Here is a 24,848-nt window from a genome sequence, read left to right as displayed (position 1 = left end):
CGGTACTCCGTATATCTTCTTGCCGTTTTTTTCTAAAACTCTCATGGGCGCACAGATAAAGATATCTGTCATTCTGCGACGAGTCGGTGCCGGAATCGCCGCAAACGCCCTCCCGTATCGCTGCCCGTTTGGCCGACGTTTCCTTTGGAAACACTATTTATATGAGTGTCTGCCGAACTATAAACAGAAATACGGGGTACCACGCGAGGATGGACGCATGAAGGTTTCAGATCTTTTTACCAGACTCCGGGAATACCGGTCCCGGGCCGGGATGGCCGTGAAGGGTGCAGGTACCCCGCAACCTTTGGCGGGAGATACCGGCACCGCCCTGCAGTCATCCGGCATCCGCGAGGCGAGCTACCGGCATTATTTCCGGTTCCTTAAAGGCCGTGATAAACTGCCAGAGGAGGAGTACGATCCTGCACGGCACGGCCCGCTTGTGAAGGCCGAGATCCCCGCCGGCTACGATCTTCTCGACCAGTACTGGATTGAAGAGGGCCTGACCCTTGTGTATATCGCTCTCAACCGGAAGACCAACCAGACCGAGTACCTCCTCTTCGAACCGCCGCTCTCGGAGTTTGAGTACGAGCTGCTCGAACGCCTCCATGAAGACCTCCTTGATGTCCTGATCCTGACCTCAGATGAGGTAAAAACAGATCGGAAGAAAATCCTCCTCTCAAAGGTGCATGGCCTCCTCGACGACTATGGCCTTGTCCTTGATGAGTCCGCACATTTCAAGATCGAATACTACCTGATCCGGAATTTCATCGGCTGGTCGCGTATCGATCCGCTCATGAAAGATCCCAACCTCGAGGATATTTCATGCGATGGCAGCCGGATCCCGATCTTCCTGTACCACCGGAAACACCGGAATATCAAGACCAACATCGCGTTCGAGGCCACGGTCTTGAATTCGCTTGCAATCACCCTTGCCCAGCGTTCGGGAAAACACATCTCTACCGGCTCCCCCCTGCTGGATGCCACCCTTCCGGACGGTTCGCGGCTCCAGCTGACGCTCGGGACCGAGGTAACTACCCGGGGAACCTCCTTTACCATACGCAAGTTCCGCGAAGACCCGTTTTCTCCCATTGAGCTTATGGAGTACGGGACATTCTCCAGCGACGAGCTGGTGTACTTCTGGCTTGCCATTGAAAACGGTATGAGCCTGCTCTTTATCGGGGGAACTGCATCAGGGAAGACCACATCGCTCAATGCAGTCTCACTGTTTATCCCCCCCATTGCCAAGGTGGTCAGCATCGAAGATACGCGGGAGATCACTCTCTATCATGACAACTGGATCGCTAGCGTCACCCGCGAGGCGCTCACTGAGGGCGGCAATGCCATCAGCATGTTCGATCTTCTCCGGGCTGCAATGCGGCAGCGGCCGGAGTACATTCTTGTCGGGGAAGTCAGGGGTCCTGAGGCACAGACGCTTTTCCAGGCAATGAATACCGGCCACACCACGTTCTCCACCATGCATGCAGGAAGCATCGATGCGGCCATCCACCGTCTGGAGAGCGCGCCGCTCAACGTGCCGCGTAACATGGTCCAGGCATTGAACGTCATTTGTGTTCAGGCCCTCATCTACCGCGGTACAGAAAGGGTGCGGCGGGTCCAGGAGGTTGTCGAGATTGCCGGAATCGATCCTGCTACCGGGAACCTCCGGGTCAACAATGTCTTTCAGTACGATCCAGTCCATGACCGGACCATCTATACGGGTCGATCCCAGATTTACAGCATGATCGCCACAAAACGAGGATGGACACGGGAAGAACTCGATTATGAGATCACCGTAAGGAAAAGCCTCCTCGATGCCATGCATGCGCAGGGGATCCGCGACTACATATCAGTTGCCTCACTCTTCCATAATTATAATATCAACCGTGCGGACGTACTCGCCCACAACGACGATCTCAGACAGGTACTCTGATGAACTTCCGGCACTCCCTCCAGAAATGGCTGCTGCGCGACCCGATCCGGTACCACAGCGTCCATGCTGACCTGGTCTCGTCGCGTTCCGGCCTGACGCTCGAGCAGTACCTCTGGAAGTCTGTGAGGATCTCGGTTGTTTCCGGTATCATCTTTGCGATCCTCGGGTACATCGTGAGTGAGTTTTTTGCCCAGGAGGTCCGGTCCGGGAGAGGAGTCTATAACGTTCTCAACCTCCAGCTCCCTGAAAGTCTTGCGTTCCTTTCCAGTCCCACGGTAGTAGTCTCGGTCAGTGTTGCAGTCTCTTTTGCTTTTGGGGCGTACATCGCCTACCTTCTCCTGCTCCGCCTCCCCCACATCGAGAAGAACAACCGGAGTATCAAGATCAACCTGACGCTGCACAACGCTGTTGCCTATATGTACGCAATGCGCCGGGGCGGGGCTGAGCTGATGTCGATCTTTTACGCCCTCTCCGAGAACGCCCCCATCTATGGGGAAGTGGCGCTCGAGTTCCGGCAGATCACCCGGGATGTGGACTATTTCGGCTCTGATATGCTCACCGCCATGCGGCATCTCTCCAGTACCACACCCTCTGCAAAGCTCAAGGATTTTCTCGAAGATCTTCTCTCGGTGATCGAGAGCGGGGGGGATCTCTCGGAATTCCTCGCGAGCCGGGTGAGGCTGTACCAGGAAGAGGCCCGGTTTGAGCAGAAACAGTTCCTGACCCTCCTTTCCATGGTTGCCGAGTCGTACGTGACCCTCTTTGTTGCCGGCCCGCTTTTTCTGATCATCATCATGGTGGTCATGGGCATGATGGGGGGTTCTGCCGTTCTCCAGCTCTCCCTGGTAGTCTATGCGATCATGCCGATCGGGTCGTTTATCTTTATCCTGCTCATTGACGTTGTATCGGGAAGAGCGGAGAAGGCCGAGAGGTATACACGGGTAAAGGAGCTCAACACGTATTCGGATGTCTTACGGGAGAAAAAGGGAGGGGAGGAACCTCTCTTTGACCAGCTCCATATGTACGACAAGGTCCGGACGCTCACCCATTACATCCGTCATCCCTTTGAGAGTTTTGTCAACGATGTCAACCATACCCTCTACATCACCGTCCCGATAGCGATACTCTACATCGTACTGGTGTTACTGAATATCCCGTACTATGCGGATCCGGAAATCTTCATGGAGGTGATGAACGCTCATCTCGTGATTGCCCTTTTGATCGTCCTTATTCCCTACGCCATATTTTATGAGATCTGGTCTCACAAGGTCAAGGGGATCCAGTCAATGATCCCGGATTTCCTGGAGCGGATGGCCGGGATCAACCGGGTCGGCCTCACGATTGCACAGGCAATCGGGATTATGGTCAACACAAACCTTGGCCTTCTCAGCTACGAGATCCGGCGGATAAAAAGGGACATGGACTGGGGTGCGAACTTTTCCGAGGCGCTGATGCGCTTTGAGCAGCGGATCAGCACCGCGTCCATTGCCCGGACCGTGACCCTCATCACCAAGGCAAGCGAGATGACCGGGCAGATCGGCGAGGTGCTTGCGATTGCCGCAAGCGATGCAAAGATGAGCGAGACCCTCAAAAAAGAGCGCCTTGCCGAGATGTTCATCTATACGGCGATCGTATACCTCTCGTTCTTCGTTTTCCTCTTTGTCGTTGCCGTTCTCTCTACACAGTTCCTGCCGGTACTTGCCCATATCGGGACCGCGGGGATTTCGGGATCAGGCCCGCTCTCCGGTCTTGGGTCAGTACCGGTCAAATCCTTTGACCGGCTCCTCTACCATGCCTGCCTGATCCAGGCGCTCTTCTCGGGTCTGATCGCCGGCCAGATGGGCGAGGCCTCGCTCGCCGCCGGGGTCAAGCACTCCTGTGTCCTCCTGATCATTGCCCTTGTTGTCTTTACCTTCTTTATCGCCGTATACCCGGACCGGCCGGGCATTCACGGGTAAACAGGCATAAATAAGAGCACGGGAGATAGGGTAGTGAGGTGACTTTGGACATGTGTACTGTTGGCGGACCGACGGATATCGAGATCCCCCCTGACCGGGTGAAAGGAAAGGATTACCGGTGCAGGGAATGCGGCGAACGGTTCAAGGGAATCGGCAAAAGGCCCATGTGCCCTTCCTGCCAGTCCGAAGACGTAGCCGAGATATGAACGAACACGCCCGCGGCGATATCCTGCTCGCGAAAGGCGCCCACTCTTTTCTCCTCGCGGCTCCCGTACGCGAGGGTTTTGCGCTCTGCATCGAGACTGCAGCTGAAGAATTTGTCCAGGGGGTCCATGCCGGCGACGTGGTGGTGGTTTCCGCCCCCGGGGCCGGGCCGGTGCAGCCTGCCCTGATGCTCCTTGAACTGGTCAGGACGTACCATCTTCCGCTCGTGGTTCTCCCCAAAAACCACCCGGGATCGAAACGGATCCCGTACGTAGTTTCCGTGGCCCCGGAGATCCTGACCAGCTGTGCGATCGTGCGGGGCACACACCCGGAGCAGCACCTCGTCTGCTCCTCCGATGAACTGGCGGGCCTTGTCGTCCGCATGACCGAAGGTAACGTCGGGATTTCCCCGGTCCCGGCTACCGTGACGCTTGAGTGGCTCTAGCGCCCGGGTACCATCCCGGAGACCCTTTTTGTACAGTGTGCCTGTCACCGGGGGTGCTTCCTCTCCTGAAAAACACCTGTGATCGTAAATAACAATGCATATATTGTGATTTTTACCAAGTATGTACTGCCGTGAGTGGAGGGTTGGATGAAAACTGAGGTCTTAAACGACATCAAGAAAACTGAAACTGAATATCAGTCAGTGATCAGTACGGCACAGGAAGAGAAGAAGAAGCGACGTGCCCAGGCTGAACTGGAAGCTGATACCCTGGTAACCAAGGCGCAGAGCAATGCTGAACAGTACAAGAAGCTGAAACTGGAAGAAGCACGGCACCAGGCAGCTCTAAAACACGCTGATATCATAAAAGAAGGCAATCAGCGTTCAGCGGCATTGAGCGAGAAGGGCAAAAGGAACCTTTCAAAAGCAGTGCAGCTGCTGGTATCGCGGTTTAAGGAGCAGCTGCATGTTGGCGCCTAAACCGATGAGCCGGGTGCTTATCGTTGCATCCCGGGACCAGGCGGAACCGATTATCGGGGAACTCTACCGCGAGCACCTGTTCCATATCGAAGATTACGTGGAGCAGGGACGCGAAGGGTACGAGGGCTTTAAGATCGGAAATCCGCTTCCCGGGGCTACAGAAGCATCGCAGGAGCTTGTCAAGGTCAGGGCAATTGAGAACGTCTTTTCTGTCCGCGGCGAAGATATCGACGCAAAACAGAAACTGAGTGCACCCGAGATCCGGCAGAAGATCGAAAAGGATCTCCCGGGTATCGAAAAAGAGGTCGAGGACCTGGCAGCGGCCCGGTCGAAACTCGATACGAAGGCAAAGGAGTACGAGCAGAAGATCCAAGAGCTTGCTCCCTTCAGGGACACTTCGCTCGATCTTGCTCTTTTGCGCAACACTGCGCATTTTTCCGTGCTGGCCGGTTACGCCCCAAAGGACGTGGTACTTTCTGTCCCGCACGAGATTGAGACTGTTGTAAAAGGCAAGGACCGGGTATTTGTCATTGCCGTGGTTGCGGCAAAAGACCGTGCACAGGCAGAACGCGAGCTCCAGGAAGCGCAGTTCCAGTCGGTTGGGATCCCGGAAGAGAGCGGCACAGCAACGGTCCGCACCGCGTATTACACGGAGCAGATCACCTCGCTCAAAAAAGAGACTGAAGGGGTTAATGCAAAACTCGCACAGATCCGGGAATCGCACGCCGATCTCCTGGTTGCCTGCGAGGAGGCATTCCGGGCAAAGATCGAACAGACCGAGGCACCGTTGAGGTTTGCTACGACCGCAAAAGCGTTCGTGGCTGAAGGATGGGTTCCCGCGGATCGTACCGCAGGGCTCTTTGCCGCCCTTGACAAGGTGACCGGCGGCAGGGTCTTTGTCTCAGAACAGCCTATCGATCTCGCGCACGACACCGTGCCTGTGGAGTACAACAACCCGGAGTTCGCAAAGCCTGCGCAGCTGCTCATGGATGTCTACTCCCGCCCGACGTATACGGAAGTAGACCCGACGCTTCTCTTGTCGATCATGTTCCCGATCTTCTTTGGGGTGATCGTGGGTGATGTCGGGTACGGCCTTCTGATGCTTGCACTGTGTGTTGGCCTCTGGAAGTTCATGAAAGGCGACGAGGCCAGGCAGTTCCTGAAAATTCTCCGGAACGCGAGCATCATGAGCATCTTCTTCGGGCTCTTGTTCAGTGAATTTTTGGGATTCGAGCTCCCGTGGGCCCCGATCATCTACAGCCGCCACTTAAACATCGGCGTAACTGAAGCCGGGGGGCAGGGGGCAGCGATCGCCCAGCTCTTAATCGTCTCGGTCTGGGTCGGTATCCTGTATGTCACGCTCGGCAGGGCGCTTGGCATGGTCAACCACGCCCGCCAGGACCATGGCGACCACCGCATAAAAGCCGTGCTTGCAAACTTCGGCTGGATAACCGTTATGTGGGGAATCCTCATTGCCATCTGGTCGATGTTCCCGATCCCGCTCATGCCGGATCTCACCGGGCTTCCCATCGTGGCGGTGGGGCTCTCTGTCGGTATGGTTGTCGCGATCATCTTTATTGTAATGGGTGTCATTTTCATAGCACGCGATGCGGTCCTCGAGATCATCGAGATCCCGACGATCATCTCGCACGTGCTCTCGTATACCCGTCTGACAGCGGTGGGGCTGTCATCGGTTGCCATCGCGATGGTGGTCAACTACATGTCTATCGGGATGTTCATCAATCCCGGTATGAAGGATCTCTCCATTGTCGGAATTGTCATGATCGTTATCGGGGTTTTGATCTTCCTCCTGGGGCACGCATTCAACCTTGCCCTGGGACTCCTCGACGGCGGTCTTCACTCAATCCGGTTGCATTATGTCGAATTCTTCACCAAGTTCTACAAGGGTGGAGGCAGGAAATACAATCCATTTGGAATGAAAAGGAAATTTACGGAGGACTAGATTATGGCTGACGTTAACATGACTATTGAAATGGTTCAGGCATCGCAGGTCGGAATGAAGGCAATCGGCGCAGGTCTTGCGGTCGGTCTCACCGGTGTTGGTACCGGTGTAGCCGAGATGGGTATCGGTGCCGCAGCTGTCGGGGCAATCGCGGAGAACAAGGACTTCTTCGGTCTGGGCCTGCTCTTTACGGTCATTCCCGAAACCATCGTCATCTTCGGTCTTGTCATTGCACTGCTGCTCCTGTTCTAAAGCGAGGCAGAACAATGGGACTGGAAGCAGTACTAGAAGAGATCAGGGAAAAAGGCAGAAAGGAAGCGGATGCGATCCGTGCCGAGTCCAAAATGGATTCTGACCGGATCCTTGCTGAAGCTGACCAGAAAGTTGCCGGGATCAAGGCAGAAGCCGAGGAAGCCTCAACAAAGCAGGCAGCCCGGGTAACCGCCCAGGAAATTTCCGCGGCAAACCTCCTGGTCAAGCGCGAGATCCTCAACACGCAAAAAGGGCTCCTTGACGAAGTGTATGAGGGTACAATCGCAGAAATTGCAAAACTCCCTGAGAGCTTCCATCGCGAAGCGATCAAAAAACTCCTCACAGAAGCAAAAAAGGAGATCCCGAAGGGAAAGATCCACTGCAATGCACGGGATGAGGCAGCGGCAAAGGCTGTCCTTGCGGAGAAGGAGTTCTCCGGCTTTATCCTCGGCGAACCGGCTCACATCGATGGCGGGATCCTGATCGAAGGCGAAGGGGGCGAGCTGCAGATCGACTACAGCTACCGTACCTTCATGAACAAAGTATGGGAATCCGGGCTCAAGGATGCGTCTGATATCCTCTTCGGATAGGATGGTACAGGTATGGCAGGGATGAAAGGCATTTCAGCGCCCACAATCTACGTCTGTACCAGGATGCGGGTGAGAAAGGCAAAGCTCCTCCCCCGCGAAGAGTACCAGCGGATGCTCAACATGAGCCTTCCCGAGATCATCCGTATCATCGAAGAGACATCCTACAAGCAGGAGATCGACGAACTCGGCACCACGTTTAAGGGGATCGACCATCTCGAGATTGCCCTGAGCTGGAACCTTGCTAAAGAGTACCAGCGGATCCAGAAGATCACGCCGGGAACGCTCAAGCAGTTCACCCGGGCGTATCTTCGCTACTGGGATATCCAGAACGTGCTCACCATCCTCCGCGGCAAGCTGCACGGGGAAAAGACGGGCAGGATCAGGGAGGTCCTTGTCCCGGCAGGAAACCTCGACAAGATTGTGCTCGACCGGCTTCTTGCTGAAGACGGTCCCGACCGTGTTGTCGATGCCCTCAAAGGGCAGCGGATTTACCTGGTGCTTGCCCGCGAGTACCCGGCGGCAAAAGAGTCCGGCTCGTTTGCAAAGATGGAAAATGAGCTGTACAAGCAGTTCTACGCTGAGCTCATTGCAGAGTGCGGCGGGGATGCCGGGGGCAGGATGTTTTTAGCTTATATCCGGCTGGATATCGACATAAAAAACGTCCTGACACTCTTCCGGCTCCGGGCAGACAAGGGAGGAGAAGATGCAAAGGAGCTGTACATCCCCGGCGGTACGATCACTGCTGCCGACTTCTCCGCTCTGGCCACGGCCCAGGATTACCGGGAATTTACCGACCAGCTCAGGGCCAAGGTCCGCACCGGGCCGGTTGTTGAACTCCTCAAAAGCATCGAGACCGAGCGGCCTGTCCATGAGATTGCAGCGCTTCTTGTACACGTCCAGATGGAACAGATGGAGAAACTCTCCCGGAGAAATCCGTTCTCCATCTATCCGATCCTCGTGTACCTGGAGAAGAAGAAGTACGAAGTGTTCAACCTCCGGGCACTGGCACGGGGCAAGCAGTCGAATCTCCCCGCAGAAACGATCAGCAAGTACCTGGTGATATAAGATGGAGATCGCAGTTATCGGCAACAGCGAGTTTATCCTCGGGTTCCGCCTTGCAGGCATCCGTAAGACCTATACCGCGGAAAACGACGAGAAACTCCTGGAAAGTGTCAACAGCGTTCTTGCGGACGGACAGGTGGGAATTCTCGTGCTCAACAGCAGCGACATGGAGCGGCTCCCGCGCCGGCTCCGTACCACGCTTGAGAACTCAGTCAAGCCCACCGTCATTGCCCTTGGCGGCGAAGAAGGGGGCCTGTCCATGAGAGAGAGAATCAAGAGATCGGTGGGTGTTGATCTGTGGAAGTAAAAGCCAACCAAGCAAAAGAAACAAAAAAGGGCGTCCTCAAAAGGATCGCCGGGCCCGTCGTAACGGCCGTCAATCTTGACGCCCACATGTACGATGTGGTCAGGGTCGGTAACGAAGCCCTGATGGGCGAGGTCATCAAGATCCAGGGTGACAACGTCATTATTCAGGTGTACGAAGATACCACGGGTATCAAGCCCGGCGAACCGGTCTCAAACACCGGCCTCTCGCTTGCAGTTGAGCTCGGGCCCGGTCTCCTGACCAGTATCTACGATGGTATCCAGCGTCCCCTTGAAGTGCTCGTCAACAAGATGGGCAACTTTATCGAGCGCGGTGTGTCTGCACCGGGTCTCTCCCACGAGAAGAAGTGGACCTTCAAGCCGGTGGTAAAAGCCGGTGACAAGGTAGAACCCGGCGCAATCCTTGGCGAAGTCCAGGAGACCAACATCGTCCACAAGGTTATGCTCCCGCCCAACGTGAAAGCAGGCGTGGTAAAGACGATAAAAGCCGGCGACTTCACGGTTGACGAGATTATCGTTATCCTTGAAGACGGCCGCGAGTACCCGATGATCCAGCGCTGGCCGGTCCGTGTCCCGCGCCCGGTAAAGGAGAAGAAGAACCCGACGATCCCGCTGCTCACCGGGCAGCGTATTCTCGATGGTCTCTTCCCTATTGCAAAAGGCGGCACCGCTGCAATCCCCGGCCCGTTCGGGAGCGGCAAGACCGTTACCCAGCAGCAGCTGGCCAAATGGTCGGATGCAAAGATCGTGGTCTACATCGGCTGCGGAGAACGCGGCAACGAGATGACCGAAGTGCTTACCGAGTTCCCGCACCTTGAGGACCCGACATCAGGAAAGCCGCTCATGGAGCGGACGGTGCTCATCGCGAACACCTCCAACATGCCGGTCGCGGCCCGTGAAGCATCGGTATACACCGGTATTACGATCGCCGAGTACTTCCGTGACATGGGATACGATGTCTCCCTCATGGCCGACTCCACCTCCCGGTGGGCAGAAGCCATGCGTGAGATCTCCTCCCGTCTTGAAGAGATGCCCGGTGAAGAAGGTTACCCGGCATACCTTGCGGCCCGGCTCTCCGAGTTCTACGAGCGTGCAGGTCTTGTCGAGACCCTCAACCACCAGTCAGGATCCGTTTCGGTCATCGGTGCAGTTTCACCACCCGGCGGAGATTTCTCAGAGCCGGTCACGCAGAACACCCTGCGTATCGTCAAAGTCTTCTGGGCTCTTGACGCAAAGCTCTCCCAGCGCCGGCACTTCCCGGCAATCAACTGGCTCAACTCGTACTCGCTGTACCTGGATGCACTCCATGACTGGTACGACAAGAACGTCTCCCCTGACTGGAACAAGCTCCGGTCCTGGGCTATGGGCGTCCTCCAGAAGGAGGCCGAACTCCAGGAGATCGTGCAGCTGGTTGGTTCCGATGCACTGCCCGAGACCGAGCAGATCACCATCGAAGTCGCCCGCATGATCCGTGAGATCTTCCTCCAGCAGAACGCGTACGATGCAGTCGACACGTTCTGCGACATGCAGAAGCAGTACGACATGATGAAAGCGATCCGGCTCTACTCGGACCTTGCAAACACAGCCCAGGCAGCAGGGGTCAGCCCGGCCCAGATCACGACGATCAAGGCCAAGAACGAACTGCCCCAGATCAAGTTTGTCAAGGACTACAAGCAGCCCCTGGCCAAGATCGAGAAAGACATGGATGCGGAATTCAATGCACTGAGGTCGGCAGCATGAAGGAATACAGGACGATCACAAAAATAGCCGGCCCGCTTGTCTTTGTCGAGAAGACCGAGCCTATCGGGTACCAGGAACTCGTAAACATAGTCCTTTCCGATGGCACGATCAAGCGCGGCCAGGTGCTGGACACAAGCGACGACCTTGTCGTTGTCCAGATCTTCGAGACCACGACCGGTATCGGCAGGGACAGCGGCGTCCGTTTCACCGGCGAAACCATCAAGATGCCGGTGGGCCGCGAAATGCTCGGGCGTATCCTCTCGGGCGGCGGTAAGCCGATCGACGGCGGCCCGGAGATCGTTCCGGAAAAGCGCCTCGACATCACGGGTGCTGCAATCAACCCGTGGGCCCGCAACTCCCCGTCTGATTTCATCCAGACCGGTATCTCCACCATCGATGGCACGAACACGCTCGTGCGTGGCCAGAAGCTCCCGATCTTCTCGGGTGCCGGTCTTCCGCACAACAACGTGGCTCTCCAGATTGCCCGGCAGGCAAAGGTGCCCGGCTCTACCGAGAGTTTCGCGGTCGTATTCGCTGCAATGGGTATCACAAAAGAAGAAGCCAACTACTTCATGCAGGATTTCGAACGCACCGGCGCCCTCGAACACGCCGTCGTGTTCCTCAACCTCGCAGACGATCCGGCAGTCGAGCGTATCATCACGCCCCGGCTCGCCCTGACCACTGCCGAGTACCTTGCATTCGAGCTTGGCATGCATGTGCTTGTCATCCTTACGGATATGACAAACTACTGCGAAGCGCTCCGCCAGATCGGCGCTGCCCGTGAAGAAGTGCCCGGCCGCCGTGGCTATCCCGGGTACATGTACACGGACCTGGCCTGCATCTACGAGCGTGCGGGTATCATCAAGGGCCAGAAGGGCTCGGTCACCCAGATCCCGATCTTAACGATGCCCGGCGATGATATCACCCACCCGATCCCCGACCTGACCGGGTACATCACCGAAGGCCAGATCGTGGTCAACCGTGAACTGCACCGTAAGGGTATCTACCCGCCCATCAACGTGCTGCCCTCGCTCTCCCGGCTCATGAACCTGGGTATCGGCAAGGGGCACACCCGCGAAGACCACAAGAAGGTCTCCGACCAGATGTACGCGGGCTATGCGGAAGGAAACGATCTCCGGGGCCTTGTTGCTATCGTCGGTAAGGATGCACTCTCCGAGCGTGACCGCGGACTTCTTGAGTTCGCCGACCTCTTCGAGGACAAGTTTGTCCGCCAGGGATATGACGAGGACCGTACCATCGAGGACACCCTCGATCTCGGCTGGGACCTCCTCTCCACGCTGCCGGTAGAACAGCTCACCCGTATCGACCGTGACCTGATCAACAAGTACCACCCGAAGCTCAAGGCCGGAGCCAAGAAGGAGTAAGGAGAATCCATGGCGCTGCGCGATATCAAACCAACCCGCTCGGAACTGATCAACCTCAAGAGGAAGATCCAGCTCTCGCAGCGCGGTTATAAGATCCTCAAGATGAAGCGCGATGGGCTGATCATGGAATTCTTCAAGATCCTTTCCGAGGCAAAGGACAGCCGCGGGGAGCTCTTAAGAAGGTACAAGCACGCTGTCGAGATGATGGCAGTGGCAAACACGGTGGAAGGCGCGCTCGGTGTCAAGGCCGCTGCCTTCTCCGTAAAAGAGACCCCGGAGATCACGCTCAAGAGCAAGAACATCATGGGCGTGGTCGTGCCGGAGATCGAGTCCTCCAAGGTGAAAAAGACCCTTGCCGACCGGGGATACGGGGTGCTTGGCACCTCCCCGGTCATTGATGAGACCGCCTCGTCGTTCGAAGACCTGGTCGAAGCCATCATAGAGAGCGCCGAGATCGAGACCACGATGAAGCGTCTCCTCGACGAGATCGAGAAGACCAAGCGCCGGGTAAACGCGCTTGAGTTCAAGGTCATCCCTGAACTCACCGAGGCCCGGGACTTCATCAAGATGCGCCTTGACGAGATGGAAAGAGAAGAGCTCTTCCGGATGAAGAAGATCAAGGCCCGGGGTTCGTCGTAACCCCGGGAGTGTGGCCACATGCCGATCGGTACCCTCCCGGATCTGGGGGCAGAAGGAAAAACGGTGCTTCTCCGTCTTGACCTCAACTCCCCCATCGATCCCACCTCCCACCTTATTTTGGATGACAAACGGTTCCGCGAGCACCTGCCCACGGTACGTGCCCTTTCGGATTCCCGGGTTGTGATCGTCACCCACCAGAGCCGGCCCGGGAAAAAGGACTTTACCACGCTTGAGGCCCACGCAGGCAAGCTCGAAGAGCTCCTGGGCACTCCTGTTACCTACATTGACAGCATCTTCGGGAAACACGCCAGGGATGCCGTGCAGGCCTCAAAGCCCGGCGATATCCTGATGCTCGAGAACGTGCGGTTTGCGGCTGAAGAGAACCTCACGATGAAACCTGAGGACGCAAAAAAGACGCATATCGTCAGGCGCCTCTCATCCATGGCCGATGTCTTTGTCAATGACGCGTTCGGGACTGCCCACCGCTCCCAGCCGACCGTGGTCGGCCTGCCGCTTGCCATGCGTTCCGCTGCCGGCCTTTTGATGGAACGAGAGGTTGCCACCCTTTCAAAAGTACTCTCGGGTGCCCCCCGCCCGGTCACCATGGTGCTTGGCGGCACCAAGATCGATGACTCGATCGAGGTTGCCGCCCACGTGCTTGCAAACGGCATTGCCGATAACGTAATCGTGATCGGGGTCGTGGCCAATGCCTTCTACATCGCTGCCGGGTACGATATCGGCAAACCCTCCACCCAGCTCATCGAGCAGCTGAAGTACCAGGGCGAGATAGCAAAGGCCAAAGCGATCCTTGATACGTTCGGCGACCGGGTGATCCTGCCCTCTGCGGTTGCCGTGCGGCAGAACGGGCGGCGTGCCGAATACCCGGTAGAAAAGATCCCGTTCGATGCACCGGTCATGGATCTCGGCATGGATGCCCTCCCGGCCCTTGTTTCCACCCTGAAAAATGCCGGGACCGTGGTCTTTAACGGCCCGGCCGGAGTCTTTGAGGACCCGGACTTTGCCACAGGCACCTACGAGCTCCTCCGGGCCGCATCGAAAGTCGGGTTCTCGGTCGTGGGCGGCGGGCACACCGCAGCCGTGATCGAGAAGCTCGGGATAGAAAAAGAGTTCACCCACATCTCAACAGGTGGCGGGGCCTGCATCGAGTTTCTGACCGGCAAAAAACTCCCGGCAGTCGAGGCGCTCGAAGAGTCGTACCAGCTCTTCGGGTAAACGCACGTCGCACCCCTCCACCAAAACTCTCTTTTTTGCTGCCGTCGCGGGATATTTATAGCGGCCTTTCCAACTCCATAAGGACATGGCGGAAAAAAAGCCGGCCGGCAGGGGAGAACGGGTAGCCATCTCCTACAAGATGCCGCCCAATATCTATGAAAAAGTAAACCGGCTTGTGTATGAGGAGAAGAAGTTTTCCACGGTCTCCGACTGCATCACGCAGGCGCTGATCTCGTTTGTCGATACCCGCCACGACCGGGAACGTGCAGAGCAGCTCTTCCGCGAGTACCTTGCCTCTGACGCGGGCCGGGAATTCCTTCGGCACGAGATCCGGGGGGCACTCGTGGATGTCCTTGCTCCCCCGCGGGCAGCAAACGGGGAGCGTAACCGGCCGGATCCGTGAGACCCGCCGTGGGGACCGTACTCTTTTTGCCTCAGGACGTTTTAAGGAAAAGATCATGCAGGTTCGCATTATTGCGGTGGGAAAGATCAAGGAGCGGTTTCTTTCCGAGGGGATCGCGGAATATACCAAGCGCCTTTCCCCGTACCTGAAACTTTCCATTGTTGAAATCCCTGAAGAGCACCGGGGAACCCGGGCCCCGGCCGGCCAGGAAGAGCTTGCAAAAGAGAAAGAGGGCGGGCGGATCCTTGCTGCGATCCCAGAGCGTGCGTACGTGGTAGCGCTCGATCTCCGGGGAACGGAAATATCCAGCATTGAGCTTGCCGCCCGGATGCACGACTGGCAGCTTGCGGGTACGAACACGATCGCTTTTGTGATCGGCGGAGATCTCGGCCTTTCCGATGCAGTGATCAACCGGGCCGCGTTCCGGCTCTCGCTCTCTCCCCTGACCTTTACCCATCCGATGGCACGCCTGATCCTTGTGGAGCAGCTCTACCGGGCCTGCCGGATCAACAGCGGCGAGCCCTATCACAAATAATCCCCTGGTCCCCGATCCACACCTATATGAACCGGACGCACAAGACCACTCTTCCATGAGCACCAGGGAACACACCACCCGCGTGGTTGACGAGAAGAGCGGCCTGATGGAATGCCTGGTCTGTGGCGAAAAATATCATGCCACAATGAAAGCCGGCCCGGACGGAAAATTCCTGCCCGAGAACTGGGAGTGCGTGAACAAGTGCCGGCTGATCCATCACGACGAGGAGAAGGCCGGTCACAAGCACTGATTTCCCGGCACCGTTCTCCTTCCCTTTTTATTTTTTCAAGTGCCCCTTTTGTCTGTTCCAGAACACGCGACAGTTTTTTTGGTGACTTTTCCTGCAACCGGCCGGTACCAGCGTGGGGACCCCACATGTCCGGACACAAAGAGGGAGGGTGCCCCTCAGTTTACCGAAAAGGGAGGGAGGGGGTGGGGGCCACCCCCCTCCCCCGGATCCGGGTACTAAACTAATTTTGCAGGGGCAACAAGGGTATGTTCGTGCGGAACTTCCGGCGTGAAATATCCGGCTGCAGGACTCCTGCATGCACCGGTGCCGGGCCGGATCGGATCAAAGGGGAGGAGGGGGTACCCCCCTTTTGAGAAAAAAGTGGAGAGGGGGGGGTGATCCCCACCCACCCCCTTTACCTTTTTTTAAGCACGGCCGCCCGGTTCACGAAATATCTCCGGGTCTCCACTACCTCAAGCCCGCGTTTTTCCAGAATCGTCAGGTTCTCGCGGAACTCCGTTCCCGAAACCAAAAACGGCGGTTCGGAATAGAAAAAAATCCCGCCGGGCGCAAGCATAGCGGCGATCTCGGAGAAGAGTTTTTCCCGGTCTGGGACTTCGTGGACAACAAAGATCGCAAAGGCCGCGTTGACCTGCCCGTCACGGTCCGGTAAAAGATCAAGCGAGTCCGGCTTGCACCGGTGCGTTTTTACCCGGGGCATGAGGCCTTCGGCCGAAAGTTTTTCCCGGACGATTGCAAGCATCTCTTCCTGGAGGTCGGCGGCAATCACGCATCCCTTGTCCCCGACACGCTTTGCAAACTCGCGGGTAAAAAATCCCGGGCCGCAGCCGAAGTCGAGGACCCGGTCGCCGGGCTTCACGTACCTTTCCGCGAGCCGGTCGGGGCGATAGAGAATGCGGCGGAATTTCGTGTCGAGATGGGAAGCGTGTTCGGCAGAGAAGACGTCGCGGGCGTGGGAGTGCGGAGGCATGGTTATTTCATCTGGTTACTGAGCATCTGCATATGACCTTTAAGCGAACCAATAAAATGCTCGAATGACAGGTTCGGATTGGGTTCATCGACATGGATATCTGTACTTTCAAACCGGGCTGTAATAAAACAGGACGATTCATAGAGCCGTTCGAGAATAAGCCTCTCGCAGAGGATCTCGTACCGTTTTTTGTACGAAGCATCCCTGAATATTTCATCGATGGCAAAGTGTGGCTCCCGAACCGCAACCGGGGCGGTCGATTCCGGGCAGTCCTCTAGAAGGAAAAGGTACCCCAGCCACGGTCGGAACATCCGGCTCCCGAATCGTTTCTCCCGGAATGCGACCCAGATATCCGTGGCACTCCCGAGTGCCTCCTCGCTTCGGTTATTGAAATTATTTCCAAACGACGGGCCCATCTGGGATTTCAGTTCAATGACTGCGCCAAGCACACCCTTCTGGACTACCACAATATCCCATTTCTTTTCCGGCCGGTAGTAGCCCGGCAGTTCTACAGCAGTTTTTTGGAAAATAGCCGATTCAGGAATCCCGGCCTCTGTGATTGCCGAACAGATGAGATCGGCAAAGGCGTCCATCTGTGCCCCGCCGGTTGCCGCACCGCGGGTTCCCTGATCGTGTCTTCCAGACTCCGTCTGTTTTGTAATCTGTCTCTTCCGGATAGTCCGGTAGGACCGAACAGCATTAACAATCTTTTCGTCCATTTGTGACCTCACCGGTACGGGAAATCCCCGGATAGTGTCTGCTGGTATTTTTTCACGGTCTGCGGAGTTTCTATCATGATCCCCTGCTTCCGCAGCCGTTGGTATGCATACTCGAGATACCTAGGATCTATCTCTATTCCGATACTATTCCGCCCTGTGGCGGCTGCGGAGAGCATTGTTGTACCGGTTCCCACGAAGGGATCGAGCACTGTGTCGCCAACGAAACTGAACATTCGTATCAGTCGGGTGGAAAGTTCAACCGGGTACGGCGCCGGGTGATCCTGTGTAGATGCACCGGGGATATCAGTCCAGATCTGCCGGAACCATAACTTGTGGTTCTCTTGCGATATGGTACTCAGCAATCGCTTTTCGGTATCCGGTTTTCGGTAGGCACCAGGCTTTCTCTGCATCAGGATAAACTCGATATCATTTTTTATCACACCGTTAGGCTCAAAGGGTTTCCCGAGGATTCCCCCACCTCCGTTGCTGACTTCGAACGTAGCATTGGCGATCTTATGCCAGATAATGGGTGAGAGATTATCAAAACCGATCCTGCGGCAGGATTCGATGATGCTGGCATGGAGAGGCATCACGAGGTGCCGCCCTGCCTCCTTTCGCGAAAGACACACATCGCCAACGACCACAATAAGCCGCCCGCCCTTGGCAAGGATCCGGTAACATTCTGCCCATACTTTATCGAGTTCTGGAAGGAACGCCTCATAGTCCTGAATGTTCCCTAGTTGCCCGTCCGACTCGTGGTATTTTTTCAGGCTCCAGTATGGTGGAGAGGTGACAATGAGATGAACGGATTCATCATCGATACTGGAGAGATCGCGGGCATCACCGAGAACCAGTTTGTGTTCCGTCTGCACAAGCCGGGTGATCGCTTCGATCTTTTTGATGAGATTAGCATTTTTTGATATTGCTGGGATAGCCTTCTGAATACCAACCTCTTCGATCAGCGGATTAAGAAATGCCAGATCGATTTGAGGGGGGATTGCTGAGGATGTCATCGGGCGATTATCCTTGGTATTACTTTATGGAATGAGGGGATTTAAGGGTGTGGGACTCTTACAGATCCTCATTTTCCGGTCATCAGATCTGCAGTTTCCCCTCAGAAAATGGAGCCCGTATCTCCCCCGGATTCTCCTCAAACCCCTCCGGGAAACCCCGTAAAACGCCCGGATTTGGAGGTGCCGGGAAATCCCGTTATAATCGCCCTGATTGCTGAAATTCCTGCAAATTGTGCCCCAAAAAAGACCCCCAGGATCTGGGTGAGTTTTCATTTTCCACATACTTTTGCCCGTGTGAATGCCGATCGGCCCGCAAAAGGCCTTGGTGAGCCTTTAATCGCGGGGTCGGAAATTGACGGTTTTACGGGCATATTTTGGCCAGAAAACCGCGGAATGCTCCCCATATCTCACGTCGGAGGCCCCACTGCGGAAGGTTGGCGTGTTTTTTTTCGAAAATGTTTTAGGAAAATACGGGATCCGTGGAAAAGACCCGGAAACGATCTACCGGCTTTGAGAATTTTGTCGCGTTCGAAAACAACTCTGCACTCTTCCCGGTAAATGAGATCAAGCAGATCCTCAAGCTTGAAACAATGAAGCGGATCTCAACCGGGATTATCCGGGGAATAACGATTCGCCTCTGTGCAAAACCTGCCGGAAAAATTTCCCGGAATATTTTCTACGGGATAAAAATACAGAGATCAATTGTGATATTAACAGAATCTATTTATATCTCCAACTCGTTTTGTAAAATAAGAGATTTATATGGCTGTTTCTTCAACCGACAATCTGCGAAATCTGCTCGAAAATATCAAATCTCTTGGTTTTTTTGACCGGCTGTTTGGCTGGGACCGGATCGGGCACCTGAATGCTGCTGCCGGCAACGAACTCCGGACAATCATCGGCGAACTCAATGCCCTGTATGCGCAAAACGAACAGGCAGAAATCCGAATCCGCCAGCTCTACAGCGATCTGGAGAACCAGAAAAACCAGTATTCCCGGCTCAGAAAAGAGCATGACTCCCTGAAAAATTCCACCGGTAACATTCACGATGTCCTTGACACCCGGGAACAGGAACTGGGGATGCTCAAAGAGTCAGAACAAAAGAATGCCCGGCGCCTGGTTGAACTGGAGAATGAATGCGGGAGGCTGAGATCGGTCATAGACCGGTACATCCAGCTGTTCCAGGAAAAAGAGAACGAGCTGGGTGCCTTAAAAGAAGCCGACTCGAAAAATACCCAGAGGATCACCGAACTCCGTAAAGAATCCGATAAGTTACAGGCCGCACTCGAGCAGTTTACCCAGAGACTACAGGGACAGGAATCCGGTCCCGGCGCACTGCGACCGGCAGAAATCAAAAACGCCAGAAAACCTGTCCGCAGTCACATCATGCCCAAAAATGCCGCAAACCCCGATGAAAAGCGTATCCTCCTGGTCGAAGATGATGTACACTTCTCCCAGATGCTCGAGACCCTGCTCATGGAGATCGGCTACACGGTTGTCGGGATTGCCGTGAGCGGCGAAGAGGCGCTTGCCCTGGCCCGCGGAGAAAACCGGGTGGATGTGATCCTTATCGACATCCACATCGAGGGCGACATAGATGGCATCGAGACGGCACGCCAGATCAAGGAGCTGTACAGCACCCCAACCATTTTCATGACAGCCCAGCCGGACGACGAGAGCATCCGGCGGGTGGTGCTGACAGAATCAGAAGGCTACCTGGTCAAGCCGATCAACCGGCAGGAACTTTTTGCAAACCTCGAGATCGCGATTCATAAAAAACGCAAGAATGATGCGTTCACCGGTGGACGACGGGTAGCGGTCAGCCCGTAGTCCGGCACCGTGCAGGATGCAGGTCTCCCGGAAAAAAGCAGGGTTCTGATAAACGGAATGCCTGAAAATAAAGATATTAATCGCAAGTAACAATTGTCAGCCCAATGGGCAGCAGGAGATTGCGGCAGAGGATCGGGCCACCAGAGGCAGAATCAACGCGGGCTAATTCCCCACAATCTCCCGGGCCCAGTTCCTGAACTCTTCCAGATCCTCCGGATGCAGGCGCAGGTACCTGCTGATAATCAGTTTGCCCCGGACACTTCCTGTGTTCCCGACAATTGTCGCGCCCTTCTTTTCCAGGGTTTCTGCCATATTGCCAAGCATCTTCTCTCCATCCCGGGGATACGTTGCCGTTGCAAAGAGGGCAACCTTCCTTCCGGTAAATGTGCCCTCCTCCAGAAGGCGATTCATATAATCCCCCGGCCCGGTGCCATACATTCCGCTCCCGAGGAAAAGGATCTCTGCATCAGGCAGCGGTTTTTTTATGTCCCCGACGCTCACACCCGACACTTCCGCAATTGCCACAGCGGCACTCCGGGTGCGTCCTGCCCGGGAATCTACCAGCACTGCTACTGTTTCCATACCCTCATCTTCCGGCTTGTGCTATTTATAATTCAGTATAGTACTCACTTCCGGCAATTTTTATCGGCTTTTCCGGGAAGATCGTTCCCTAAAGGGCATCGACCCGATATTAATTAAAAAAAGAGCGGGATCCCTTGGGATCCTTACGGCGCCCACTTTACCGGCAGCCGGTGGCCGGTCTGGGGCACTTTTCCTTCGATGATCTCCTTAATCAGGTATTCGGGAAAAGATGACCGGCTGATCTGCACATACGTTTCATAGCTGACCGGGCCATAGAAGCGCCGGACGCCATCATTGCGGGTGACCACAAGGGTTTCTTTGTCGATATCGAATCCAAGTTCCTGGATCTGTTTGGACAGGCGGTGGTGCCAGACTAAGCTCATTGTTTACCTCGCATTTGACCGGATTTGATCAAATCCTCTTCTTGGTTACCATAAAAAAGATAAAAACCTGCTGAAGTAATCCGGTGTATTCCCTCTTCTCTTTCTTTGATGGATTGATGTTTACCGGTTTTTTTGGCACAAGATTCTTGCCCGCACCGCACCCATGATCGTCTATGATTCCGGATGCGGATGACGATCCGTTTCCCCGTGTCTATAAGGTAGACCGGCTCTTTCCCGAGGAGCAGGATTTTGTCGCAGACGACATATCCCCCCTCCAGCCCTACGAGATGGCAGAGCTCGATGAGCCGGCCATACCGGTCGAGATGCCCCCGCTGCATAAGGGAGAAGATCCCAATCCCCCGGCAGAGAAGATGGGCGGCCGCGCCGGCCCGCGGGACGAAACCGGGATATCACGCGATACGAAAGGGGCTGACGAGCAGGTGACACTCTCGTTTTTCAAAAAGGAAAAGGAGAAGCTGCGCCGGCCATGGGACGGGCCGGATCTTTCCCCTCCAACCCGCACGGACGCTCAAAAGGAAGGATAACTGCATGGCACCTGCCGTATACAACCCGGGGCACAAGGCAGTCCTGGACGATCTCCTTCTTGCCCTCCCCGGCGTTGAGCCGGGCAAAATGTTCGGGTACCCGGCATATTACGTGAAGGGAAAACTGTTTGCCTGCGTGTACGAAAACGGCGTAGGCATCAAGGTGCCGGCCGCAATGGCAGCAAAACGTGCAGGACAGCCCGGCATCACCTGGTTTGTGCCACTCGGGCGCCGGCAGATGAAGGAATGGATCCGGATTGACCGGGACACCTCAGAAGAGTACCGGAACGACAAAGAGATCTTTTCGGCTGCTATCGCGTACGTCTCAACGCTCGCAAAATAACCGGTACTCTCTTTGCCGGAAAAAAAGGGATTTCTCTGCCGGGTGATCAGTTCTTCTGCGCCGGTTCGGCCGCGGGGGAAGTTTTCCCGGCGGCCTCCTCGCCATCTGCCTGAACGCTCTTCATGGACGGGAAGAGGATCACTTCCTTGATGGAATTGTTGCCGGTAAGAAGCATCACGAGCCGGTCGATCCCGATGCCCACGCCCCCGGTCGGTGGCATGCCGTACCCGAGCGCGTTGATGAAATCGTAATCGATCATCTGGGCTTCAAGATCGCCGAGCTGGCGTTTTTTGTCCTGCGCCTCGAAGCGCTCCTTCTGGTCGAGCGGGTCGTTGAGCTCGGAGAAACCGTTTGCCAGTTCCATGCCGTAGATGAAGAGCTCGAAGCGCTCAGTGAATCCTTCTTTTGTCCGGTGGCGTTTTGCAAGCGGCGAGTTCTCCACGGGAAAATCGTAGATAAAGGTAGGCTGGATCAGTTTTTCCTCCACCATGTTCTCGAAGAAGTACACCAGGAACTCGCGCTGTGTCTGGGGTTTTTCGGCTTCCTTGAGCTTGTTTTGGATTGCAAAGGCCCGGAGCTCGTCCACCGACAGGGCAAAGATGTCGATCCCGGCGTACTCCTTTACCGCATCGGCCATCGAGAGTCTGCGCAGGGGTTTTGCAAAGGAGATACTTGTGCCCTCAAACGTGATCTCCGTTTTGTTGTGCACCTCCTGCACGAGCGTTGCCAGGAAATCCTCGGTGAGGTCCATCATGTCATACACATCGTGGTACGCCCAGTAGATCTCTACCATGGTGAACTCGGGGTTGTGGTGCGTGTCAATGTCCTCGTTACGGAAGTTCCGTGCGATCTCAAAGATCCGCTCAAAGCCGCCGACCACGAGCCGTTTTAAGTACAGCTCGGGTGCGATCCGGAGGAAGAGCTTCTGGCCCAGGCAGTTGTGGAACGTGGTAAACGGGCGTGCGTTCGCACCGCCGTACACCGGCTGGAGGATCGGGGTTTCGAATTCGAGAAAGTCCCGCTCGGAGAGGTAGCGCCGGATGGAAGAGAGGATCCGGCTCCGGTTCCGGAAGTTCTGCCGGACCTCCTCGTTTGCAATCAGGTCCACGTACCGCTGCCGGTAGCGTTTCTCCACATCGGTAAGGCCGTGGAACTTCTCGGGCAACGGGCAGACGGCTTTTGTAAGGAGCTGGATTTTGTCCACCCAGATCGTGATCTCGCCCAGTTTTGTCCGGAAGACGTGCCCGGTCACGCCGACAAAATCGCCCCGCTCGATGTACTGGTTAAAGAAGTCGAATGCCTCGTCCCCAAGATCTGCCTTCCTGATGTAGAGCTGGATCTTGCCGCTTTCGTCCCCGAGATCTGCAAAGATGGTCTTGCCATGGTTGCGGATGATGGAGAGCCGTCCTGCGGTAACAACGCCCTCGGCACTCTTCTCGTGGGTGATCTCTGAGAATTTTGTCCTGATCTCCGCGATCGTATTCTTCCGGTCAAAGGTGGGGGGATAGAGGTCGATGCCTTTCTCCCGCAGGGCCCGGACTTTGTCGAGCCGGGTCTGGTCGAATGCAAGGGTATCAGCAGGATCGGTCACGGGAATGCTCCGGGGCGGTGGATAAACGTCTGTCTCATACGTTCGCCTTCAAGCGTAATAATACCTACAACGCAGCTGCCACGCCGAAAAAGGGAATAGGTGAATGAGTCAACTTCTCACAAAAATGCATATGGTGAAAATATGTCCTAACACATTTGTAGAACTAACGGCGCTCATCTCTCTTTTTGGGCGTGCGCGAACGATAGGGCAATTTTATCCCCTATTATATTTTAAGTTACACTGAACTGGGGAGTCAAATGAGTCATAGTTATTTAGTTCGATATTCCGTTAAAACCAATTTTAAATTGAAAACGCGGGTCGATTTCAATTTTCCAATATGTTCGATGACAATTTATGATTCAATTGGACCAATCGAGGATAAATGTCGTTGGCTTCACTGCTGTAAAGTTGATGTAATTATTTCTTCAGAGAAAATCGAATCTGCTATTGATGATGCGTTAGTGTTTTTCGATGCTGCAATCGGACTAATTTCACTGCAATTAGTCACACCAACAGATGTACCGATTTTTGAAAAGGCGATAGAATGGGATGATGGAATTCACGACCGAGAATTTATCCAGAATACTGTGTTGCCACATAATCTTGGTAAAGTTAGAGAATTTGATCCCGAGAAATTTGGAATTTTATTCAGCAAGTTGAATGAGACGGAGATACCGTATCGAAAAAAATTCCCTCAACGAATTGAACGCGCCATCCGCTGGTTTAGAATGGGGATATTCGAGTCAGATCACTTTACAAAGTATACTTGTTATTGGTTAGGTCTTGAAATTCTTAATCCCGTAATTAAAGAGAAGTATATTGAAAACATTACGAACCATTCCCTACGCCATTACCACAGGAAAGAAAAACCAACGGAATTGATCAATCTCGCTGGTATCAAATATTTGCTAATGGAAATTCAAGGAAAATCGTACAACGAATGGGTGGAAATTAAAGAGATTCGGGATTCAATCGTCCACGGTAATAAATCCCTTGAGTTGATTAAAACAATCGTAACTAATTATCTGTCCACACTTGAAGAATCCCTCCTTACAGGAATATACGAGTGTATTGGCCTATCAAAGGCAGAAATATACAAACTAATTCGTCCAGGATATCCCCGCCCCTCAAAAACTGAAACAAGACTTATTGCGACATTGATTAATGCTGATAAAAAATCGATGGACATGACTTATTTGCCAGAATTAATTCTTCAAAGTAGCGAACAAGCTCAAACAGATGTTCCAAATGGATACGAGAAGACGCTGACCGTGAGATATACATTAAAAAACTCTCATGGACCGTGTAATGTCTCTGGCATAATGTTAGTTGGATCATCCGATCCTGAAATGAAAAAGCGAAAATTTGAGTGTAGTGCTGATGTATTCAAAAAATAGAATCAAAATGATGATTTTTGAGAGATCAGTACATTAATTCGAGTTGATTGTGTAACCTCCACCAAAATTTCGATTGGCTGGAACT

27 protein-coding genes are annotated in these 24,848 nt (G+C 54.7%); 21 read left to right on the top strand and 6 right to left on the bottom strand.

What is annotated here, in order from left to right:
- Positions 1 to 43: 43 nt before the first annotated feature.
- The 17 genes from MBOO_RS12310 to MBOO_RS12235 all read left to right on the top strand — a co-directional run bounded on the left by MBOO_RS12310 (position 44) and on the right by MBOO_RS12235 (position 15,390).
- Positions 44 to 1,930 (top strand): type II/IV secretion system ATPase subunit, encoded by a 1,887-nt coding sequence (locus tag MBOO_RS12310; protein WP_012107930.1) that lies wholly within the window; start codon positions 44 to 46, stop codon positions 1,928 to 1,930.
- Positions 1,930 to 3,888 carry a type II secretion system F family protein gene (locus MBOO_RS12305; RefSeq protein ID WP_012107929.1) on the top strand — a complete coding sequence of 653 codons (1,959 nt, stop codon included), beginning with the start codon at positions 1,930 to 1,932 and terminating at the stop codon, positions 3,886 to 3,888. Before MBOO_RS12310 ends, MBOO_RS12305 begins: the two co-directional genes overlap by 1 nt.
- Before the next feature lie 50 nt (positions 3,889 to 3,938).
- Positions 3,939 to 4,094: a hypothetical protein gene (locus MBOO_RS14095; RefSeq protein ID WP_198324436.1), complete on the top strand. Its 156-nt coding sequence runs from the start codon at positions 3,939 to 3,941 to the stop codon at positions 4,092 to 4,094.
- On the top strand, positions 4,091 to 4,537 hold the full coding sequence (locus MBOO_RS12300) for a hypothetical protein (RefSeq protein ID WP_012107927.1): 447 nt from the start codon (positions 4,091 to 4,093) through the stop codon (positions 4,535 to 4,537). Before MBOO_RS14095 ends, MBOO_RS12300 begins: the two co-directional genes overlap by 4 nt.
- A 147-nt stretch (positions 4,538 to 4,684) precedes the next feature.
- Complete coding sequence (locus MBOO_RS12295; protein ID WP_012107926.1) at positions 4,685 to 5,014, top strand: ATPase; 330 nt, start codon at positions 4,685 to 4,687, stop codon at positions 5,012 to 5,014.
- Complete coding sequence (locus MBOO_RS12290; RefSeq protein ID WP_012107925.1) at positions 5,001 to 6,977, top strand: V-type ATP synthase subunit I; 1,977 nt, start codon at positions 5,001 to 5,003, stop codon at positions 6,975 to 6,977. Before MBOO_RS12295 ends, MBOO_RS12290 begins: the two co-directional genes overlap by 14 nt.
- A 3-nt stretch (positions 6,978 to 6,980) precedes the next feature.
- On the top strand, positions 6,981 to 7,229 hold the full coding sequence (locus MBOO_RS12285; RefSeq protein WP_012107924.1) for a H+-transporting two-sector ATPase subunit C: 249 nt from the start codon (positions 6,981 to 6,983) through the stop codon (positions 7,227 to 7,229).
- A 14-nt stretch (positions 7,230 to 7,243) separates the two neighbouring features.
- On the top strand, positions 7,244 to 7,819 hold the full coding sequence (locus MBOO_RS12280; RefSeq protein WP_012107923.1) for a V-type ATP synthase subunit E family protein: 576 nt from the start codon (positions 7,244 to 7,246) through the stop codon (positions 7,817 to 7,819).
- Between the two features lie 12 nt (positions 7,820 to 7,831).
- A complete protein-coding gene (locus tag MBOO_RS12275; protein ID WP_048068483.1) occupies positions 7,832 to 8,884 on the top strand; it encodes a V-type ATP synthase subunit C in 1,053 nt (350 codons plus the stop codon).
- 1 nt (position 8,885) lies between these two features.
- Entirely contained in the window at positions 8,886 to 9,188 is a 303-nt protein-coding gene (locus tag MBOO_RS12270; protein WP_012107921.1) for a V-type ATP synthase subunit F, read from the top strand.
- Positions 9,179 to 10,945: an ATP synthase subunit A gene (locus MBOO_RS12265; RefSeq protein WP_012107920.1), complete on the top strand. Its 1,767-nt coding sequence runs from the start codon at positions 9,179 to 9,181 to the stop codon at positions 10,943 to 10,945. The genes MBOO_RS12270 and MBOO_RS12265 overlap by 10 nt, the downstream gene beginning before the upstream one ends.
- Positions 10,942 to 12,330, top strand: coding sequence for an ATP synthase subunit B (locus MBOO_RS12260; protein ID WP_012107919.1), 1,389 nt, complete (start codon positions 10,942 to 10,944; stop codon positions 12,328 to 12,330). The genes MBOO_RS12265 and MBOO_RS12260 overlap by 4 nt, the downstream gene beginning before the upstream one ends.
- 9 nt (positions 12,331 to 12,339) lie before the next feature.
- Positions 12,340 to 12,969 (top strand): V-type ATP synthase subunit D, encoded by a 630-nt coding sequence (locus MBOO_RS12255; protein WP_012107918.1) that lies wholly within the window; start codon positions 12,340 to 12,342, stop codon positions 12,967 to 12,969.
- Between the two features lie 18 nt (positions 12,970 to 12,987).
- The gene (locus MBOO_RS12250; RefSeq protein ID WP_012107917.1) at positions 12,988 to 14,202 is read left to right on the top strand and encodes a phosphoglycerate kinase; all 1,215 of its coding nucleotides are present in this window, start codon (positions 12,988 to 12,990) and stop codon (positions 14,200 to 14,202) included.
- 85 nt (positions 14,203 to 14,287) lie between these two features.
- Positions 14,288 to 14,605: a hypothetical protein gene (locus tag MBOO_RS12245; protein ID WP_012107916.1), complete on the top strand. Its 318-nt coding sequence runs from the start codon at positions 14,288 to 14,290 to the stop codon at positions 14,603 to 14,605.
- Positions 14,606 to 14,660: 55 nt separating this feature from the next.
- Positions 14,661 to 15,140: a 23S rRNA (pseudouridine(1915)-N(3))-methyltransferase RlmH gene (gene rlmH, locus MBOO_RS12240; RefSeq protein WP_012107915.1), complete on the top strand. Its 480-nt coding sequence runs from the start codon at positions 14,661 to 14,663 to the stop codon at positions 15,138 to 15,140.
- Positions 15,141 to 15,195: 55 nt separating this feature from the next.
- Complete coding sequence (locus MBOO_RS12235; RefSeq protein WP_048068482.1) at positions 15,196 to 15,390, top strand: hypothetical protein; 195 nt, start codon at positions 15,196 to 15,198, stop codon at positions 15,388 to 15,390.
- Between the two features lie 394 nt (positions 15,391 to 15,784).
- On the opposite strand, the gene MBOO_RS12230 is transcribed toward MBOO_RS12235, so the two are convergent.
- The 3 genes from MBOO_RS12230 to MBOO_RS12220 are packed head-to-tail and all read right to left on the bottom strand — an operon-like array spanning position 15,785 to position 18,092.
- Positions 15,785 to 16,360 (bottom strand): class I SAM-dependent methyltransferase, encoded by a 576-nt coding sequence (locus MBOO_RS12230; protein ID WP_012107914.1) that lies wholly within the window; start codon positions 16,358 to 16,360, stop codon positions 15,785 to 15,787.
- A gap of 2 nt (positions 16,361 to 16,362) precedes the next feature.
- Positions 16,363 to 17,079 carry a PaeR7I family type II restriction endonuclease gene (locus tag MBOO_RS12225; protein ID WP_012107913.1) on the bottom strand — a complete coding sequence of 239 codons (717 nt, stop codon included), beginning with the start codon at positions 17,077 to 17,079 and terminating at the stop codon, positions 16,363 to 16,365.
- An 8-nt stretch (positions 17,080 to 17,087) separates the two neighbouring features.
- Entirely contained in the window at positions 17,088 to 18,092 is a 1,005-nt protein-coding gene (locus MBOO_RS12220) for a DNA-methyltransferase (protein ID WP_012107912.1), read from the bottom strand.
- Between the two features lie 762 nt (positions 18,093 to 18,854).
- On the opposite strand from MBOO_RS12220, the gene MBOO_RS13240 reads away from it, so the two are divergent.
- Positions 18,855 to 19,922 (top strand): response regulator, encoded by a 1,068-nt coding sequence (locus tag MBOO_RS13240; RefSeq protein WP_012107911.1) that lies wholly within the window; start codon positions 18,855 to 18,857, stop codon positions 19,920 to 19,922.
- Positions 19,923 to 20,084: 162 nt separating this feature from the next.
- On the opposite strand, the gene MBOO_RS12210 is transcribed toward MBOO_RS13240, so the two are convergent.
- Positions 20,085 to 20,504, bottom strand: a complete 420-nt coding sequence (locus MBOO_RS12210) for a flavodoxin family protein (RefSeq protein WP_012107910.1) — start codon at positions 20,502 to 20,504, stop codon at positions 20,085 to 20,087.
- Positions 20,505 to 20,647: 143 nt separating this feature from the next.
- Complete coding sequence (locus tag MBOO_RS12205) at positions 20,648 to 20,887, bottom strand: hypothetical protein (RefSeq protein WP_012107909.1); 240 nt, start codon at positions 20,885 to 20,887, stop codon at positions 20,648 to 20,650.
- A gap of 173 nt (positions 20,888 to 21,060) precedes the next feature.
- Between MBOO_RS12205 and MBOO_RS12200 the strand changes: the two genes are divergently transcribed.
- Together MBOO_RS12200 and MBOO_RS12195 are read left to right on the top strand one after the other, a co-directional pair.
- Entirely contained in the window at positions 21,061 to 21,432 is a 372-nt protein-coding gene (locus MBOO_RS12200; RefSeq protein WP_012107908.1) for a hypothetical protein, read from the top strand.
- Between the two features lie 4 nt (positions 21,433 to 21,436).
- The gene (locus MBOO_RS12195) at positions 21,437 to 21,775 is read left to right on the top strand and encodes a hypothetical protein (protein ID WP_012107907.1); all 339 of its coding nucleotides are present in this window, start codon (positions 21,437 to 21,439) and stop codon (positions 21,773 to 21,775) included.
- Positions 21,776 to 21,821: 46 nt separating this feature from the next.
- Here the strand turns inward: MBOO_RS12195 and lysS are convergent, their stop codons facing one another.
- A complete protein-coding gene (gene lysS, locus MBOO_RS12190) occupies positions 21,822 to 23,366 on the bottom strand; it encodes a lysine--tRNA ligase (RefSeq protein ID WP_012107906.1) in 1,545 nt (514 codons plus the stop codon).
- Between the two features lie 344 nt (positions 23,367 to 23,710).
- Between lysS and MBOO_RS12185 the strand changes: the two genes are divergently transcribed.
- Positions 23,711 to 24,763 carry a HEPN domain-containing protein gene (locus tag MBOO_RS12185; protein WP_048068480.1) on the top strand — a complete coding sequence of 351 codons (1,053 nt, stop codon included), beginning with the start codon at positions 23,711 to 23,713 and terminating at the stop codon, positions 24,761 to 24,763.
- Positions 24,764 to 24,848 lie beyond the last annotated feature (85 nt).

This window comes from Methanoregula boonei 6A8 (genome assembly GCF_000017625.1).
Taxonomy (GTDB): Archaea; Halobacteriota; Methanomicrobia; order Methanomicrobiales; family Methanospirillaceae; genus Methanoregula; species Methanoregula boonei.
This window is presented reverse-complemented; position numbering and strand designations above follow the sequence as displayed.

Bases quoted from the DNA above. Each gene is read 5' to 3' on its own strand.
- MBOO_RS12285 (WP_012107924.1), top strand. From the start codon at position 6,981: ATGGCTGACGTTAACATGACTATTGAAATGGTTCAGGCATCGCAGGTC.
- MBOO_RS12270 (WP_012107921.1), top strand. From the start codon at position 8,886: ATGGAGATCGCAGTTATCGGCAACAGCGAGTTTATCCTCGGGTTCCGC.
- rlmH (WP_012107915.1), top strand. From the start codon at position 14,661: ATGCAGGTTCGCATTATTGCGGTGGGAAAGATCAAGGAGCGGTTTCTT.
- MBOO_RS12255 (WP_012107918.1), top strand. From the start codon at position 12,340: ATGGCGCTGCGCGATATCAAACCAACCCGCTCGGAACTGATCAACCTC.
- MBOO_RS12225 (WP_012107913.1), bottom strand. From the start codon at position 17,079: ATGGACGAAAAGATTGTTAATGCTGTTCGGTCCTACCGGACTATCCGG.
- MBOO_RS12205 (WP_012107909.1), bottom strand. From the start codon at position 20,887: ATGAGCTTAGTCTGGCACCACCGCCTGTCCAAACAGATCCAGGAACTT.
- MBOO_RS12275 (WP_048068483.1), top strand. From the start codon at position 7,832: ATGGCAGGGATGAAAGGCATTTCAGCGCCCACAATCTACGTCTGTACC.
- MBOO_RS12220 (WP_012107912.1), bottom strand. From the start codon at position 18,092: ATGACATCCTCAGCAATCCCCCCTCAAATCGATCTGGCATTTCTTAAT.
- MBOO_RS12290 (WP_012107925.1), top strand. From the start codon at position 5,001: ATGTTGGCGCCTAAACCGATGAGCCGGGTGCTTATCGTTGCATCCCGG.
- MBOO_RS12235 (WP_048068482.1), top strand. From the start codon at position 15,196: ATGAGCACCAGGGAACACACCACCCGCGTGGTTGACGAGAAGAGCGGC.
- MBOO_RS12230 (WP_012107914.1), bottom strand. From the start codon at position 16,360: ATGCCTCCGCACTCCCACGCCCGCGACGTCTTCTCTGCCGAACACGCT.
- MBOO_RS12210 (WP_012107910.1), bottom strand. From the start codon at position 20,504: ATGGAAACAGTAGCAGTGCTGGTAGATTCCCGGGCAGGACGCACCCGG.
- MBOO_RS14095 (WP_198324436.1), top strand. From the start codon at position 3,939: ATGTGTACTGTTGGCGGACCGACGGATATCGAGATCCCCCCTGACCGG.
- MBOO_RS12200 (WP_012107908.1), top strand. From the start codon at position 21,061: ATGATTCCGGATGCGGATGACGATCCGTTTCCCCGTGTCTATAAGGTA.
- MBOO_RS12185 (WP_048068480.1), top strand. From the start codon at position 23,711: ATGACAATTTATGATTCAATTGGACCAATCGAGGATAAATGTCGTTGG.
- MBOO_RS12310 (WP_012107930.1), top strand. From the start codon at position 44: ATGGGCGCACAGATAAAGATATCTGTCATTCTGCGACGAGTCGGTGCC.
- MBOO_RS12195 (WP_012107907.1), top strand. From the start codon at position 21,437: ATGGCACCTGCCGTATACAACCCGGGGCACAAGGCAGTCCTGGACGAT.
- MBOO_RS12260 (WP_012107919.1), top strand. From the start codon at position 10,942: ATGAAGGAATACAGGACGATCACAAAAATAGCCGGCCCGCTTGTCTTT.
- MBOO_RS12250 (WP_012107917.1), top strand. From the start codon at position 12,988: ATGCCGATCGGTACCCTCCCGGATCTGGGGGCAGAAGGAAAAACGGTG.
- MBOO_RS13240 (WP_012107911.1), top strand. From the start codon at position 18,855: ATGGCTGTTTCTTCAACCGACAATCTGCGAAATCTGCTCGAAAATATC.
- MBOO_RS12280 (WP_012107923.1), top strand. From the start codon at position 7,244: ATGGGACTGGAAGCAGTACTAGAAGAGATCAGGGAAAAAGGCAGAAAG.
- MBOO_RS12245 (WP_012107916.1), top strand. From the start codon at position 14,288: ATGGCGGAAAAAAAGCCGGCCGGCAGGGGAGAACGGGTAGCCATCTCC.
- MBOO_RS12295 (WP_012107926.1), top strand. From the start codon at position 4,685: ATGAAAACTGAGGTCTTAAACGACATCAAGAAAACTGAAACTGAATAT.
- MBOO_RS12305 (WP_012107929.1), top strand. From the start codon at position 1,930: ATGAACTTCCGGCACTCCCTCCAGAAATGGCTGCTGCGCGACCCGATC.
- MBOO_RS12300 (WP_012107927.1), top strand. From the start codon at position 4,091: ATGAACGAACACGCCCGCGGCGATATCCTGCTCGCGAAAGGCGCCCAC.